The 14,873-nt window shown below is 35.6% G+C and carries 13 protein-coding genes and 1 pseudogene; 11 read left to right on the top strand and 3 right to left on the bottom strand.

Translation table 11 applies throughout. The features are described from left to right. Window positions 1-151 precede the first annotated feature (151 nt). From H4J52_RS08420 to H4J52_RS08410, 3 genes are all read left to right on the top strand, one after another. The gene (locus H4J52_RS08420; protein ID WP_182224510.1) at window positions 152-916 is read left to right on the top strand and encodes a SapC family protein; all 765 of its coding nucleotides are present in this window, start codon (window positions 152-154) and stop codon (window positions 914-916) included. A gap of 114 nt (window positions 917-1,030) precedes the next feature. Continuing rightward, complete coding sequence (locus H4J52_RS08415) at window positions 1,031-1,630, top strand: YjaG family protein (RefSeq protein WP_182178689.1); 600 nt, start codon at window positions 1,031-1,033, stop codon at window positions 1,628-1,630. A 135-nt stretch (window positions 1,631-1,765) separates the two neighbouring features. Beyond that, a complete protein-coding gene (locus H4J52_RS08410) occupies window positions 1,766-3,334 on the top strand; it encodes a serine hydrolase (protein WP_259366755.1) in 1,569 nt (522 codons plus the stop codon). A gap of 61 nt (window positions 3,335-3,395) precedes the next feature. On the opposite strand, the gene rsmD is transcribed toward H4J52_RS08410, so the two are convergent. Next, window positions 3,396-3,980 (bottom strand): 16S rRNA (guanine(966)-N(2))-methyltransferase RsmD, encoded by a 585-nt coding sequence (gene rsmD / locus H4J52_RS08405; RefSeq protein ID WP_182178687.1) that lies wholly within the window; start codon window positions 3,978-3,980, stop codon window positions 3,396-3,398. A 295-nt stretch (window positions 3,981-4,275) separates the two neighbouring features. On the opposite strand from rsmD, the pseudogene ftsY reads away from it, so the two are divergent. The 3 genes and pseudogenes from ftsY to ftsX all read left to right on the top strand — a co-directional run. Continuing rightward, window positions 4,276-5,232: pseudogene (gene ftsY / locus H4J52_RS08400) on the top strand (signal recognition particle-docking protein FtsY); the annotation flags it as partial. A gap of 72 nt (window positions 5,233-5,304) precedes the next feature. Beyond that, window positions 5,305-6,003: a cell division ATP-binding protein FtsE gene (gene ftsE, locus H4J52_RS08395; protein ID WP_182178685.1), complete on the top strand. Its 699-nt coding sequence runs from the start codon at window positions 5,305-5,307 to the stop codon at window positions 6,001-6,003. Then, the gene (ftsX, locus tag H4J52_RS08390) at window positions 5,993-6,973 is read left to right on the top strand and encodes a permease-like cell division protein FtsX (protein ID WP_310649606.1); all 981 of its coding nucleotides are present in this window, start codon (window positions 5,993-5,995) and stop codon (window positions 6,971-6,973) included. Before ftsE ends, ftsX begins: the two co-directional genes overlap by 11 nt. Window positions 6,974-6,992: 19 nt before the next feature. Here the strand turns inward: ftsX and H4J52_RS08385 are convergent, their stop codons facing one another. After that, window positions 6,993-8,210 carry an EAL and HDOD domain-containing protein gene (locus H4J52_RS08385; RefSeq protein ID WP_259366754.1) on the bottom strand — a complete coding sequence of 406 codons (1,218 nt, stop codon included), beginning with the start codon at window positions 8,208-8,210 and terminating at the stop codon, window positions 6,993-6,995. Window positions 8,211-8,510: 300 nt separating this feature from the next. Between H4J52_RS08385 and rpoH the strand changes: the two genes are divergently transcribed. Both rpoH and H4J52_RS08375 read left to right on the top strand, forming a co-directional pair. Next, window positions 8,511-9,374: an RNA polymerase sigma factor RpoH gene (gene rpoH, locus H4J52_RS08380; RefSeq protein WP_182224508.1), complete on the top strand. Its 864-nt coding sequence runs from the start codon at window positions 8,511-8,513 to the stop codon at window positions 9,372-9,374. Window positions 9,375-9,667: 293 nt separating this feature from the next. Continuing rightward, on the top strand, window positions 9,668-12,298 hold the full coding sequence (locus tag H4J52_RS08375) for an EAL domain-containing protein (RefSeq protein WP_182178682.1): 2,631 nt from the start codon (window positions 9,668-9,670) through the stop codon (window positions 12,296-12,298). Between the two features lie 18 nt (window positions 12,299-12,316). Here the strand turns inward: H4J52_RS08375 and H4J52_RS08370 are convergent, their stop codons facing one another. After that, on the bottom strand, window positions 12,317-13,333 hold the full coding sequence (locus tag H4J52_RS08370; RefSeq protein WP_182178681.1) for a hypothetical protein: 1,017 nt from the start codon (window positions 13,331-13,333) through the stop codon (window positions 12,317-12,319). A 92-nt stretch (window positions 13,334-13,425) separates the two neighbouring features. On the opposite strand from H4J52_RS08370, the gene tatA reads away from it, so the two are divergent. The 3 genes from tatA to tatC are packed head-to-tail and all read left to right on the top strand — an operon-like array spanning window position 13,426 to window position 14,861. Then, window positions 13,426-13,680, top strand: a complete 255-nt coding sequence (tatA, locus tag H4J52_RS08365; protein ID WP_182178679.1) for a Sec-independent protein translocase subunit TatA — start codon at window positions 13,426-13,428, stop codon at window positions 13,678-13,680. A gap of 3 nt (window positions 13,681-13,683) precedes the next feature. Continuing rightward, window positions 13,684-14,115 (top strand): Sec-independent protein translocase protein TatB, encoded by a 432-nt coding sequence (gene tatB, locus H4J52_RS08360; protein ID WP_182223255.1) that lies wholly within the window; start codon window positions 13,684-13,686, stop codon window positions 14,113-14,115. A gap of 5 nt (window positions 14,116-14,120) precedes the next feature. Then, window positions 14,121-14,861 (top strand): twin-arginine translocase subunit TatC, encoded by a 741-nt coding sequence (gene tatC / locus H4J52_RS08355; RefSeq protein WP_182178674.1) that lies wholly within the window; start codon window positions 14,121-14,123, stop codon window positions 14,859-14,861. Window positions 14,862-14,873 lie beyond the last annotated feature (12 nt).

Below are 14,873 nucleotides of genomic sequence, written 5' to 3'. Positions count from 1 at the left end.
AATAAGCTATTAAGAAATTTGACAAAATTAGCATTATTTTTTTAGTTACCATTGAAAGCTCGCTTCAGCGTCACCATAACTATTTATAACATTATAAAAGCGCTAATTTTTTTAAATGAAAAGCGCATGTATTAAAGAGAATTATATTATTATGGCTAACGTCGTTCCTGTAAGAAAAGATCTACATAAAAATTTAAAAGTTGCTACTAAACGTGGCTTAGAACATATAGCAAATCAACATATTGCGCCTATTACCGCTAGAGAATATTCAAAAGCAGCTAATAGTTTTCCTATTTTTTTAGTTAAGCAACCAGAAGCGGCTCGTTACCGCAGCATCGTAATGCTAGGTCTAGAAGCGGGTGAAAATTTATATTATAAAGATGAACGCTGGAATGGAACTTATTTACCTCAAGGTGTTTCAATGGTGCCATTTGGTTTAGGTGTTGACCCAGATAAAGAAAAAACATTAACAACGTATATCGATGTAGAGAATGAATATGTAGGCGAAGATAAAGAAAATGCTTTATTTGATGCTGAAGGCAATGACACTGAGTTTTATAAAAGTGTTCAGAATTCGCTAGGTCGTTTATATGAAAACGAAACAATGACTGAAAAATTCATGGAAGAGTTAGCTGAAAATGACTTATTACAAGAATTAGAACTTCATGTTAATTTCAGTACGGGTGAAAACAAAAAACTTGTTGGTTTATTTGGTATTGATGAGAAAAAACTTCAAGATCTTAGCGATGATAAAGTTTTAGACTTTCATAAACGCGGAATATTCATTCCTATTCATGCAATGCTAGGTTCTATTGGTCAAATTAATAAATTAGCACAATTACGTAACTTGTCTGATAATGAGCAGAAAATAGCGGGTATCCAAGTACATTTTGCTAAAGAAACTGCTGAAGCATAATTACTTTGTTGTTTTAGAAAAGAGAGCCGGAAGGCTCTTTTTTTATATCTAAATAAACTGAATGTTATATTCTCGTATATAATATCTTTTTAAATTTCACTATTGAGAGTACATGTGGCTATTCAACTTCCTTTTTCTCATTTAAGTCAATGGCAACAAATTGCCTTTTCTGCTGCCTTATTAGAACGAATGATCCCTAATTACCAAATGTTTGCTGAACATGCAGAGTTTGGTGAATTCTCTGTATTACGTAATCAATTAGCGCTTATCTGGCAATGGCTTGATAAAAATAATCGTTGTAAAATTAATTATGATGCACAAATAAGTAAGCTTGAACCGCAAATACCGGACCCCGAGGAATTTGATTTTTTTGGTGTATTTCCTGCTATTGATGCGACTATGGCGACCATGTCACTTTTACAGGCTATGCAAGATAAAGATGTTCAAGGAGCCGAAATTGTTTCACGATTATCCGAAAATAGTGTGAATTATTATGTTGAGTTGATTATTGCTGACCAACGAGATCAAAAGGATGACAGTGAGATTACGGACAAAGAAATTGAGCAACACCCATTAATGGAGTGGGAGTTCGATACTCAAAATGAGCTTTATTACGCCTTAAAAGATTCCCCAGAAAATAAAGAAACATGTATTAAAATTAAAACGATGGTACTTGAAGAAGGTTTGTCAAATTTAGGACTGGAAATTAGTTAGCCCTGTCAGGGCAGAAGTATTTTCTTTATTAGTTAGCTATCGTGCTAAAAGTAGATTTTAGTAAATACGAGCCCGAACATCTATATTTAGTTAATTTGCTGGATATCATTAATATAATAAAATAAGGATGAAAATATGAAAGTACTCCACGTTGGTTTAATGGCAACAGCCTATTTATTTGTCTCGTTAGCTTTTGCTACTTCATCGAGCATGCTTGAACAAAAAAAACAAAACATTGAAAAATCAATCAACAAAGCGATGGAGACTTTTCAAGTACCTGGTATAGCGGTTGCTATTGTCAAAAATAATAAAGTTGTTATGAGTAAAGGGTTTGGTTTAACCGAATACGGTACGAATAACAAGGTGAATGGTGATACCTTGTTTGGTATTGCATCAAATACAAAAGCGATGACAGCAGCCTTACTCGCAAACTTGGTTGATCAAGGTAAATTGACATGGCAATCAAAAGTTATTGATATTATTCCTGAATTCCAAATGCCAGACGCTTATGTTACACGTCAATTCACTATTTTGGATTTGTTGTCACACAATAGTGGTTTAGGTTTAGGTGCTGGCGATCTTATGATTTGGCCGGGCACCACGTTAACGAATAAAGACATTATTAAAGGTTTAAAACATTTACCTGAGGTTTCAAGTTTCCGAAGCGAATTTGCCTACGATAATTTAATGTATGTTATAGCAGGTGAAATCATTGCCAAAATTACCAGGAAAAGTTGGCAAGAAAACATCAAAGATACTATTTTTCAACCACTTGGTATGAAAAATACCAAAGCAAAATTTTCATTGATTTCAAAAGAAAATAATAACGTAGCACGTGCACACGTACCGTTAGATGATAAGTTAAACGTTGTTGGTGGCGATTTCTTAGAGCAATTCTCTTCTGCGGGCTCTGTTGCTTCAAGTGTTAACGATATGTCTTTATGGCTTAAAGCTCAGTTAAATGAAGGGGCTTATGGCGAGGATGAAAATATTTTTAGTGAGCGTCAAAGTCACAATATGTGGCAAATGCACACAATCTTACCAGTATCTAAAGCCGCCACAGAAAATGATAAAACACATTTTTCTGGTTATGGTTTAGGCTGGTTTTTAAATGACTACCACGGCGTGAAACTTGTTCATCATAGTGGTGGCATCTTAGGCATGGTGTCTAAAGTTGTACTAGTACCAGAAGAAAATTTAGCAATGGTTATTCTAACTAATCAACAATCAGGATACGCTTTTAACGCTATTTACCATCAAATTTTAAATGAATATTTAGAATTGCCAGCAAAAGACTGGGTGAAATTCTATGATGATATGAATCAGAAACGTAAAACAGCAGAGGTAAATCGTTTAGTTGAAGCAGCGAGCAATATTGATAAAAATTCACGACACTCCCTACCTTTAAAAGCCTATGCGCAAACTTATACGGATAACTGGTATGGCGACATAGTCATTAACTATGCCAATAACGCTTTAACAATGCAGTTCGGTAATACACCCGCATTACAGGGAACGTTAGAGCATTATCAACATAATACTTTTATTGTACGTTGGGGGGATAGAACATTAGAAGCAGATGCTTTTGTTAATTTTAATTTGAATACCGACGGTTCAATTAATTATGTAACGATGAAAGCGGTATCTCGTGCCACTGATTTTAGCTTTGATTTTCATGATTTAACGCTTAGACCTAAAAAGTAACATAGGACATCCACAGATGAGAGTTATTGTTACCCATAAACTCTCACCTGCGGATGTGATCTTACATTTTTTGATATAAGCGATAAATAACTTGTCCTGCTATTTTCTCTTTCAATAATTTCCAATTTAATGGCAGTTTTTGATTATTATGTTCACTCTCCATTTCTATATAAATCAATGCATTGGCAGCCAAACTTTTTTCGTTGAGTAAAGTAGCTGTTTGCTCAATAAAGTTTTTTCGAAAAGGAGGATCTAAAAAAACCACATCAAATTTTTGCGTATTGTGCCGAATAAAACTTAAGGCGTCACTTTGCATAACTGAAATATTATTTGCTTTTAGTAACTGCTGATTTTCTTTTAATTGTTGAACGGCAAATTTGTTCAATTCGACAAAGTTAACATGGCTCGCTCCCCTAGATAATGCCTCAAAACCTAGACCACCAGATCCTGCGAAGCAATCTAAACAGGTGCTGTCTTGAATAAAGGGCATCAACCAATTAAATACAGTTTCTTTTACTCTATCAGTCGTTGGTCTTAAACCTTTAGCCACTAAAACAGGAAGCTTTCTACCTCGGTGTAAACCGGCAATAATGCGAATACTGCCCTTATTGTTTGGTTTTGCTGATTGTTTACGTTGTTTGTTCATATCTTACTCAGCTTTTGTTTTTTGTATTGTTTTTAGGTGCTACTATAGCGATGATTTTATCCTTGTTTAGTGAACTATTGCCATCAAAATGATGGTCAGAGAAGAATTTATTGTTATGTCGAAGAAAAAAGGTATGTTTTCCTGGTTAGGTTTGGGGCGTCAGCAAGAAGAAGTTACTGATGCAATTAAAAATTCAGAAGAAATACGTGATATTTCTGAAAAAATAATTGATAAAAATCAAGATGAAAGTCTTGCTATCGGTGAGGTTGGTCCTGAAAATATACTTGCAGAGCCAGAGCCAGAGCCAGAGCCAGGGCCAGAGCCAGGTACAACGGGTTTTTTCACTCGTTTAAAACAAGGTCTCACTAAAACCCGACAAAATATCGGTGGTGGAATATTTAGCTTATTCAGTGGTAAAAAGATTGATGACGAGTTATTTGAAGAACTCGAAACTCACTTGTTACTGGCGGATGTTGGCATTGAAACCACCACCAAAATTATTAAATCGTTAACAGAAAGTGCATCACGTAAACAGCTTAAAAATGCTGAAGCGTTATACGACTTACTAAAAGAAGAATTGAAGAAAATTATTGAACCCGTTAGTGTGCCGTTAGTGCTTGATAATGATGCTGGTCCTTATGTTATTTTAATGGTTGGTGTCAATGGTGTGGGTAAAACGACGACTATTGGTAAGCTAGCGAAAAAATTTCAAGCTGAAGGTAAATCAGTAATGCTAGCGGCAGGTGACACTTTTAGAGCGGCAGCTGTTGAACAATTGCAAGTATGGGGAGAGCGTAATGATATTCCAGTCATTGCTCAGCATACGGGTGCAGACAGCGCTTCTGTTATCTTTGATGCTATTAGTGCAGCTAAGGCTCGTGGTGTCGATGTACTGATTGCTGATACTGCCGGTAGATTACAGAACAAGAGTCACTTAATGGACGAATTAAAGAAAGTGGTGCGTGTCATGAAAAAAATTGATGATAAAGCCCCCCATGAAGTGATGTTGACTCTTGATGCAGGCACAGGGCAAAACGCATTGAGTCAAACTAAATTATTTAATGAAGCGGTTGGTTTAACGGGTTTAACAATAACCAAGCTTGATGGAACAGCTAAAGGTGGTGTTGTTTTTGCTGTTGCGGATAAAAATGCCATACCTATTCGCTATTTAGGTGTCGGTGAAGGTATTGATGATTTACGTCCGTTTAATGGTAATGATTTTATTGACGCCTTGTTCACTCAAGAAACATAACATTTACGGTATGGTTTTGATGTCCGATCAAACTATTAAGAATAATAACAAAAGTAAGAGTGTAACTATTTTATGATCCGCTTTAACAATGTCAGTAAAACCTACCCAGGTGGATTTTTAGCTCTTAAAAATGTCAGCTTTGAATTGTCTTCGGGTGAGATGGCATTTTTAACAGGACACTCAGGTGCAGGAAAAAGCACGCTTTTAAAGCTTATGAGCTTAATGGAAAAACCAACAAACGGTAAAATCCAAATTAATGGTAGTGAAATATCGAATATCAAGTATAAAGATATCCCCTATGCACGACGTAAAATAGGAATGATTTTTCAAAATCATAATCTGTTAATGGATAGAACTATTTTTGATAATGTGGCTTTACCTTTAGTTATTGAAGGCTACAGTCATAAAGAAACGCGAAAAAGAGTTGAAGCTGCTTTAGACAAAGTACATTTGAGTGACAAATTACGTTGTTTTCCTAATATGCTTTCAGGTGGAGAGCAGCAAAGGGTTGGAATTGCACGAGCTTTAGTGAATAAACCTTTAATTCTTCTTGCCGATGAACCTACTGGGAATTTAGATCCTAAACTTTCATTAGATATTATTCGCTTATTTGAAGAGTTTAATGATTTTGGCGTTACGGTGCTTATTGCTACGCATGATCTTGGGCTTATTGCTCGAATGAAGTACCGAACGCTAACACTTAAACAAGGCTCCATGATCACCGATGGTATTATAGAAGGTTTACAAGTTAGGAATGAAAATGATGAATGAACCTTCTCGCTTTGGTCAGCCTTCACAGAAACAGCCTTTATCAGCAAAGATAACAGCACGATTCATTCGGCACATACAACAAGCGGTAGGTAGTTTAGGTGATTTATGGCGCACTCCCTTCACTTCGATAATGACTGTTTTAGTTTTAGGTATAAGTTTGACTTTGCCTGCCACATTACATTTATTTGTTAAAAATGCTAAAGCGATTAGTGAACAGTGGGATACCGCTTCAGAAATCAGCTTATTTTTAAAGTTATCAGTGACAGATAAATCAGCACAAAACTTAATACATCGAATTGAACTTTACCCTGAGGTTTCTAAGGTAACCTATATCTCTGCCAAACAAGCGTTAAAAGAGTTTAAAGCACTCTCTGGCTTTGGGCAGGCGTTAGAATATTTAGATAAAAACCCTCTCCCGGCTACACTCCTCGTCACACCAACAAATCGAGCAAGTCAAACCCAAGCTGCAGGTGAGTTGTTATTAAAATTAGAAAAAGAGCGAGAAGTTCAGCAAGGTAAATTAGATCTTGAATGGCTCTCTCGACTAGAGGCTATCGCAAAATTAATTGAAGATATTGTTGTGGGTATTGGCGCATTACTGTGTTTATCAGTAGTTCTTATTATTGGTAATACCATACGTTTAGCTATTTTAAGTCAAAAAGATGCTATTGCAGTTATGAAGCTTGTAGGCGCAACAGATAGCTTTATCCAGCGACCTTTTCTATATGCCGGTGCCTGGTATGGAATTTTAGGCGGTGTGGTTACATGGTTTTGTGTTGCTGTATTAGCGCGATATTTATCAGGTGCACTCTCTGAGTTAACTGATTTATATCACAGTAACTTTATTATTAGTGGTTTAAATTTTTCAGAGGCGATAACACTGATATCTTTTGCCGTTGTCCTTGGCTTATCAGGAAGTTATATTTCAGTGCGCAAACACATTCGAGCAATAGAACCGACAGCAGATTAATAAAAGCTAACCACGATTTTTAAGTGGCACAAGCTAACATTTCGTCTGCCCAACAAAGTGATTTAATATAGGCTTCAAAACAAATGTTAGAGTCTACTTCTAGTTTATTGGCAATTTTTTCACTTTCTTGCCACAAACCTTGCTCAATATGCTTAACGAGTGACAGATAATTACCGAGATCACCTTGCTCGTTTCTTAATGCTGCTTTTATACCTTCATGGATAGGTAAAACACCTAGTACATACTCTAATTCATGATCTAAAATACTATCAATTAACGATAATATACCGGTTAAAAAAGCTTTAGGTGGGTTTTCACTTTCAAAGCGACAAAGTGCGATTTTTTCACAGAACTTAGCTCTTGCTAAAGATAGACGCATAATTTCTGGGTTTTTATCTGAACTCAAGTCAGATAAAGCCAACAAGGCAATAAACTTTTTCAACTCCACTTGACCAATATAAGCGAGAGCATGTTTTAACGATGTTATTTCTTGGCTACTTCCGTAGGTAGGACTATTGATAAAACGTAAGAGTTTATAGGTTAAGCCGGGGTCAACAGCAAAAATTTCACTTATTTTGTTAATATTTAAATCAATTTGGCTTGCTTGGCTAATTAGCTCAAGAATGTTTTGTTTTGCAGTGGTTATTTTTCGTTGTTTTAGCATTTCTGGCTTGGCAAAAAAGTAACCTTGAAAAAGCGTAAAACCAAGCATTTTTAATTTTTCAAATTGTTGTGATGTTTCTACTTTTTCAGCTAATAACGTTACGTCTAGTTCACTGATTTTTCTAACAAGTTTATTAATCTCTAAAATAGAAAACTGTAGTACATCAATTTTAATTATATCAATAAAAGGGTAAAAGGCCTCCCACTTTTCATCAAAATCAAAATCGTCTAAAGCTAATTTATAGCCTTTTTCATAAAGTAATTTACAGGCGGATAAAAGCTCAGGGGTAATGGGCACATCTTCTAAAATCTCTAATACAACATTTTTGGGATCGAGAAAGCTTGGGAAATTAAAAATTAATGTATCTGCATGAAAGTTAATATAAGCAGGTAGGTTAGCGGTTACTTGCTCTAAACCTAAAGCTAAATGGTTGTTGGTTAGTATATTAGATGTTGCCTGATTTGGATCGATATCAGGAAAACTGTTACTTTTTCCGTCGCGAAACAGCAACTCATACGCAACGATATTCTGTGCAAGATCCAAGATTGGCTGACGAGCGACATAGGAGTACAAATTATAACCTTCTTAAGTTTGTTTTGAAGCTAATTAAATACTTAACGTAATGTTCATACTCTTGTTAACTATAGGTTAAGTTACTGTTTTGTAACTGTTAATGTTTGTATTGTCTTTTATATTAACAAATATACACAAAAAAAGCAGATAAATTTGTTTGACTGAGTTGTTTCGTCTTGTGTTGTAAGGTAATGTGTGGTGCGTTGCTCGCCTACACGGTCGATGTATGCTATTATAGCGAGCTAGAAAGTTAAGAATTTTTTAAGAGTAATTAAAGAGCGATAAAGAGAGGTTTTTAAAATGAGTAAACCGATACAATCAATGGCGCTAACGGTTCCACGTAGCGGTAGTATTGAATCTTACATGCAGTCTGCTTATAGCATACCAATGCTTACTGCGCAGCGTGAGAATGAACTCGCCACTCGTTTATATTCAGAAAATGATTTGCAAGCGGCACAAGAGCTTATTATGTCGCATTTGCGTTTTGTTATTCATGTTGCTAAAGGTTACGCAGGTTATGGTTTACCTCAAGCTGATTTGATACAAGAAGGTAATGTTGGCTTGATGAAAGCGGTCAAACGTTTTAACCCAGAGGTTGGTGTTCGTTTAGTATCGTTTGCTGTTCACTGGATAAAAGCCGAAATTCATGAATTTGTTCTACGCAATTGGCGCATTGTCAAAGTAGCAACGACTAAGGCACAACGTAAGCTGTTTTTTAATCTTCGTAAAAATAAAAAACGTTTAGGTTGGTTTAGTAATGACGAAATTAATAATGTTGCAGAAACACTCGGTGTTACACCTAAAGATGTTTTAGAGATGGAATCTAGAATGAGTAACCAAGATCAGGCTTTTGAGTTGTCATCTGACGATGTCGATAACTCAGCGGGTGGTGGTTATTCGCCAGCATTGTACCTTGAAGATCATCAGTCAGACCTCGCTGTTCAGGTTGAAGACGAAAATCACTCGGCTCATGCTAACAAGCGTTTATCTAATGCTTTAGTCATTCTGGATGATCGTAGCCAAGATATTATAAGAACTCGCTGGTTAACTGAAGATAAAACCACTTTGCAAGATTTAGCAAATAAATACCATATTTCAGCAGAGCGTGTAAGACAATTAGAAAAAAATGCCCTTAACAAGCTTAAAGGGTCTATGGCCGCTTAGTCTTTGTTATACAACATTGCATAAAAGACCGACGAAAGTCGGTTTTTTTATGGCTGAATTTTCAATAACCTTATTTATTAAGAAGTTATATATGGCTTGTACTGGTCAATATGACTGTTTTAACTATATTATCATTGATAATAATAGTCTTAATTATGACTTAATGTGTATAAAAAACATGCACATACCAAATTGATATTAATAATTCAAATAAAGTTACTAGCCAAGTGATATTAATTTGGTAGACTAACAGCCTAAAAATAATACTAATAACTAGATATGGAATCGCCTAGATGGAATCGAAGGCAAAGGCAGATGTTCTGGCATTACGTCAGCTTCCTAAATTAAGGTCCTTACTTAAAAAGTATCGTCAGGTTAAAGTTATGCAGTCGGGTTTGTTGCAATTGTCTGAATTGGCAAGCACCGTTACCGATATGGCAGCCTTTTACGCTGAGCTTAAATCGGTCATTAAAACTTTACTAACGACTGATAGTTTTCATATTACCCTCCTTAATACAGATCATAATCTAGAACTTGCGCATTGCCATAAGCCTGAAGAAATGCGCTTACTTGATCATTTAAAAGTGACTGATTGGCGAAAGTGCTTAACAGGTATCGTTTTTAATAATGAAAAGTCAATGCATTGTTCTGCCAAAGAACGTATAGCACTGGAGAAGTCAGGTGATATTTTTTTGTATGGTTCATCGTGTGTCGATTGGTTAGGAGTACCACTTAGACGGGGTAATCAGGTTATTGGTGTTCTTGCTTTGCAAAGTTATGATGACAAACTTTATTTTGATGTACGCGATTGTCAGTTACTTGAATTTATTGCGATTCACTTGGTTACCGCTATTGATCGTGTCCGTAGTCGTGAACTATTAGAAGAAAGTATTATCCAAAGAACACATAAATTAACAGAAGCCAACAAGCAGTTACAACTTGAAATTACAGAACGTAAAAAAGTAGTAAAAATGCACAAAGCATTGTTATCAATTTCAGAAATAACGGCTAACTCACAAGATATAGACTGCTTTTATCGCGCAATACATAAAGAAATCAATACATTACTTCCTGCAAAAAATTTATATATTGCCCTGTTAGATGATAGCGACAATGAAGAGCATTCAATCGTTACTTTTCCATACTATGATGATGAAAGAGTGTCTTCCCCTCTCCCTAGAATGTTAGGTTTTGGTTTGACAGAATTAGCGATAAAGGCGGTTTCTCCAACGTTAATTTCAGAAGGCGAAGTCTTCTATTTATCCGAACAAGGTGAAATAAGGAGCGAGCTCCTGACACTAGATTATCCTAAAAATAAAATGCCACAAGCATGGCTTGCCGCACCTTTAATGGCTGATGGAAAAATCTTTGGTATTTTAGCTATTCAGCATTATCACGACTCGCAAGCTTATCAACGGAGTGATTTAAAGCTAATGCGTTTTATTAGCCAACATGTAGATACAGCCATTTTACGTAAACGCTCTCAAGCTGAAATTAAAATAAATAATGAAGTATTAGAAAAAACAGTTAATCAACGCACACAAGAACTACAGGCAAGTAATCTAAATTTACGCATGCAAATCGACGAAAGAAGAAAAGCAGAAGCGCAACTCTATTATGAGGCCCATCATGATGGGCTTACTAAACTACCAAATAGAGCTATGTTTTCAGACAGGTTGAGCTATTCACTCCGACATTTAAAACGTCACCCTGATCAACGTTTTGCCGTATTATTTATAGATTTAGATCGTTTTAAAATGATCAACGATACACTCGGACATCATGCAGGAGATAAATTCCTTATCGAAATTGCGCTTCGGTTACAGGATTGTGTAAGAGATAATGATATTTTAGCGCGTTTAGGTGGCGATGAGTTTGTTATCTTACTTGACTCTTTGCAGTTACAAGAAGATATTGAAGAAGTTGCTTCTCGTATTATCACAGCAATAGCTAAACCTTTTAGTTTAGGTGGCCATACACTTTACTCTAACGCGAGTATAGGTATTGCACAATGTAGTAGTCATTATAAAGATTCTCATGAGATTTTACGTGATGCTGATGCTGCCATGTATCAAGCTAAAAATTTAGGACGTGGTCGTTATGTCTTTTTTGATGAAAGCATGCGAGAACAACTTATTGCGAGTATGACGTTAGAACAAGAATTACGTGTTGCTATTACCAAAGGTCAGTTTGAACTTCACTACCAACAAATTTCAAATTTATCACTGACTAATACGATTGGTTTTGAAGCGTTATTACGTTGGCAGCACCCTACTAAAGGGATATTAACGCCAAGTGATTTTTTATACATGGCTGAAGAAACAGGCATGATATTAGATATTGATGCTTGGGTAATTAAAGAAGTCAGTGAGCAATTGAAAAGTTGGCAACAAAGTAAAGACTATTATAATGCTTTTATCGGTATTAATTTGTCTGGACGTCATTTGATACAAGCTAACCAGCTTAATAAATTGATCAATCAAATTAAAGACACTAACATTGAACCTCATCGATTAATTCTCGAATTTAATGAATCAGCTTTTGCTCAGCAGAGTGAACTAGCGCTGAAAAATTTACGTCGGTTAAAAGATTTTGGTGTGAAACTCGCGCTAGATGATTACGGTGCAGGGGCGTCGTCGTTAAACTTCTTACATAACTATCCTTTTGAGTTTATCAAATTAGACCGAAGTTTTGTTCGCACACTTAATACCAACGATAAAAATTTGTCTTTGGTGAAGGCGCTGCATGATTTAGGTAGCAACTTTGGTTATCACTTAGTCGCAGAAGGTATAGAGTCAGAAGAAATGTTGAAAAAATTGCAGAACGTTGGTTGTGAGTTTGGTCAAGGCTATCATATAAGTCGCCCAATAAAAATGCCACGAATAATCAATGAAAGTGAAGTTATAGTTAAAGCCAGTGCTTAGCTTTTTGTCAATGATGAGTTATTTTTTACTGAAAAAACCTTCTATGCGAAGTGCTATACCTGTTGTTGTGGTGTAGCTGTCATCTTTTGACCACTCTAAAAATGGTTCGACTTCGAAATATAACCATTTTTGTAAAGCATTAAATCGATAGCGATAACTTAACGTATATTTATCAGTGAAAAATCCATATTCACCATTGCGCTCCCCTTCAACTTGCAAGCCAGTGACTGAAGCTGTATTTTTATCTAATTGATTTAAATAATAAAAGCCATGCTTCCAACGAATGCCGCTAAACGATTGTGAACCACGAATAGTGTAATTTATTCTATACTGAGACTTTTCATCATGCTGGTAATTATATTCAAGAAATAATTTTGCGCCTAGACCATCATCTAAGAAATAATAGGTTGAAGGCTCGACTTTAACACCATGCTTTTCATTGAATGTATATAAGTGGCGTTGGCGTACTTTTGCAAAAATATCTCCACCAGAAATACCGATCCGAGTGTCTATTAAGCTGTCACTCTCTTTTTCAACAACATAACGCAGTGCTGCAGCGAAGCTTTCATCATTGATTTCAGGACGAGTACCTATTCCATCTAGTGGTAGTTGACTCTCTTCAACATCATCTTCATCTGAAAGGATCAAACTCATCTTGTCTTTAAAATGTGGTAATTTTACTTTTAATCTAAAGCGAGAATCGAATTCAGCTAAATTACGTGCTTTGGGTATCCAACCAAAACGTATTTTCGCTGTTGCTTTAGGTTCAATTTGTTGGCTATCAATATCGGTAAAAAAACTATCGAACCAAGTCGCTGATTGATAAACTGAGTTAGCGATAGTGTCGTGTACTTCTTGACTCCAATGTTCTTGCTCAAGTGTTTTTATAACAGGCCTTTTTGGCTGTCTGGAAGGTTTTTCTATTTGTCTTTCACTGTCCATGTTTTGATCTTGTGCAGCATTACTCTGAAAAGTAATGAATGTAACGCTGATCAACAAGAAGCAACTCAGGTAAACAAGGTGCTTTTTCTGCAAAGTTTGTCCTATCGCATTATTTTATCTATCAAAGGATGATTTTTCATATTAAAACTTTATAATGAATCCATTATAAATAATAGGGGTTTATCATGGGAAATATGGGTATTTGGCAATTATTAATTGTTGCGGTTATTATTGTTTTGTTATTCGGCACAAAAAAATTACGTAATTTGGGTGGTGACTTAGGTTCAGCCGTGAAAGGTTTTAAAAATGCGATGACTGATAGTACCGCTAAAAAAGAAGAAGAAACCGCAGAAAACATTGTTGATAAGTCTACCATGGCTGACGAGAACATTAAAAAAGCTGATGAGAAAATGACGACAAAAGAAAAAGATCAGGCGTAATTTATGTTTGATATTGGTTTTTGGGAACTTTCATTGATAGTGATAATTGGTTTAATCGTTTTAGGGCCGGAACGTTTACCCGTTGCTATTAGAACCGTACGAGGTTGGATAAGTGGTGTACGTAAGTTCAGTGAAAGCGTAAAAACTGAGCTTACTGAAGAATTACGTATTCAAGAGCTGCATGCTAATTTAAAAAAAGCAGAACAAGCAGATATGAAAAACTTATCGCCTGAAATTGCAGAGTCTTTAAAAACGTTACAAGAAGCCGCTGAAATGGTTAATCGTCCTTATCAACTTGATAAAAATAAAGAATCTGAAAATAGTTCTCCAGAAAATACTGTGCCAGAAAACATCGAAAAGAATGATCAGGTGACAAAAGAGACAGAAGTCACTGCTAACCTTTCATCTTTATCTTCATTAGCAAATAAAAAGTAATACGCATGAACTCTTCAGCAAGTAGCTACACTTTATTTGATCATTTACTCGAATTACGCAGCCGATTATTGAACGTTGTAGTGGGAGTATTGGTTGTTTTTTTAGGTTTGTTCTATTTCGCTAATGAAATTTATGAATATGTTTCCAAACCCTTAATGGAAACTTTACCAGAAGGTGGGCAAATGATTGCAACAGATGTTGCTTCATCGTTCTTCGCGCCTTTTAAATTGACCATGGTACTGTCTATTTTTATTGCTATGCCTTTTATTCTTTATCAAATTTGGGCTTTCATTGCCCCCGGACTATATAAGAATGAAAAACGCTTAGTTATCCCGCTGATGTTTGGCAGTACTTTATTATTTTATGGTGGAATTGCTTTTGTGTATTATGTTGTTTTTCCGATAATATTTGCATTTTTTACCTCTGTAGCACCAGAAGGGGTAAATATTGCTACCGACATTACCAGTTATCTAGATTTTGTTCTAAAATTATTTTTTGCTTTTGGCATTGTTTTTGAAATACCCATTGTTATTATTCTATTGTGTTGGACGGGTTTTACGGATCCTGACAGCCTAAGGGCAAAAAGACCCTATGTGGTTGTTGGTGCTTTTGTGGTCGGTATGTTATTAACACCACCCGATATTATTTCGCAAACTTTGTTAGCAGTACCTATGTTGTTATTGTTTGAATTAGGCGTATTCATAGCTGCGATATATCAGAAAAAAAACGACTCAGAAGAAACTTAGTTTGATGAAATT

The organism is Colwellia sp. MB02u-14 (assembly GCF_014076915.1).
GTDB lineage: Bacteria > Pseudomonadota > Gammaproteobacteria > Enterobacterales > Alteromonadaceae > Colwellia_A.
Note: the sequence above shows the minus strand (reverse complement) of the source record. Positions and strands in the feature narration are given on the sequence as shown.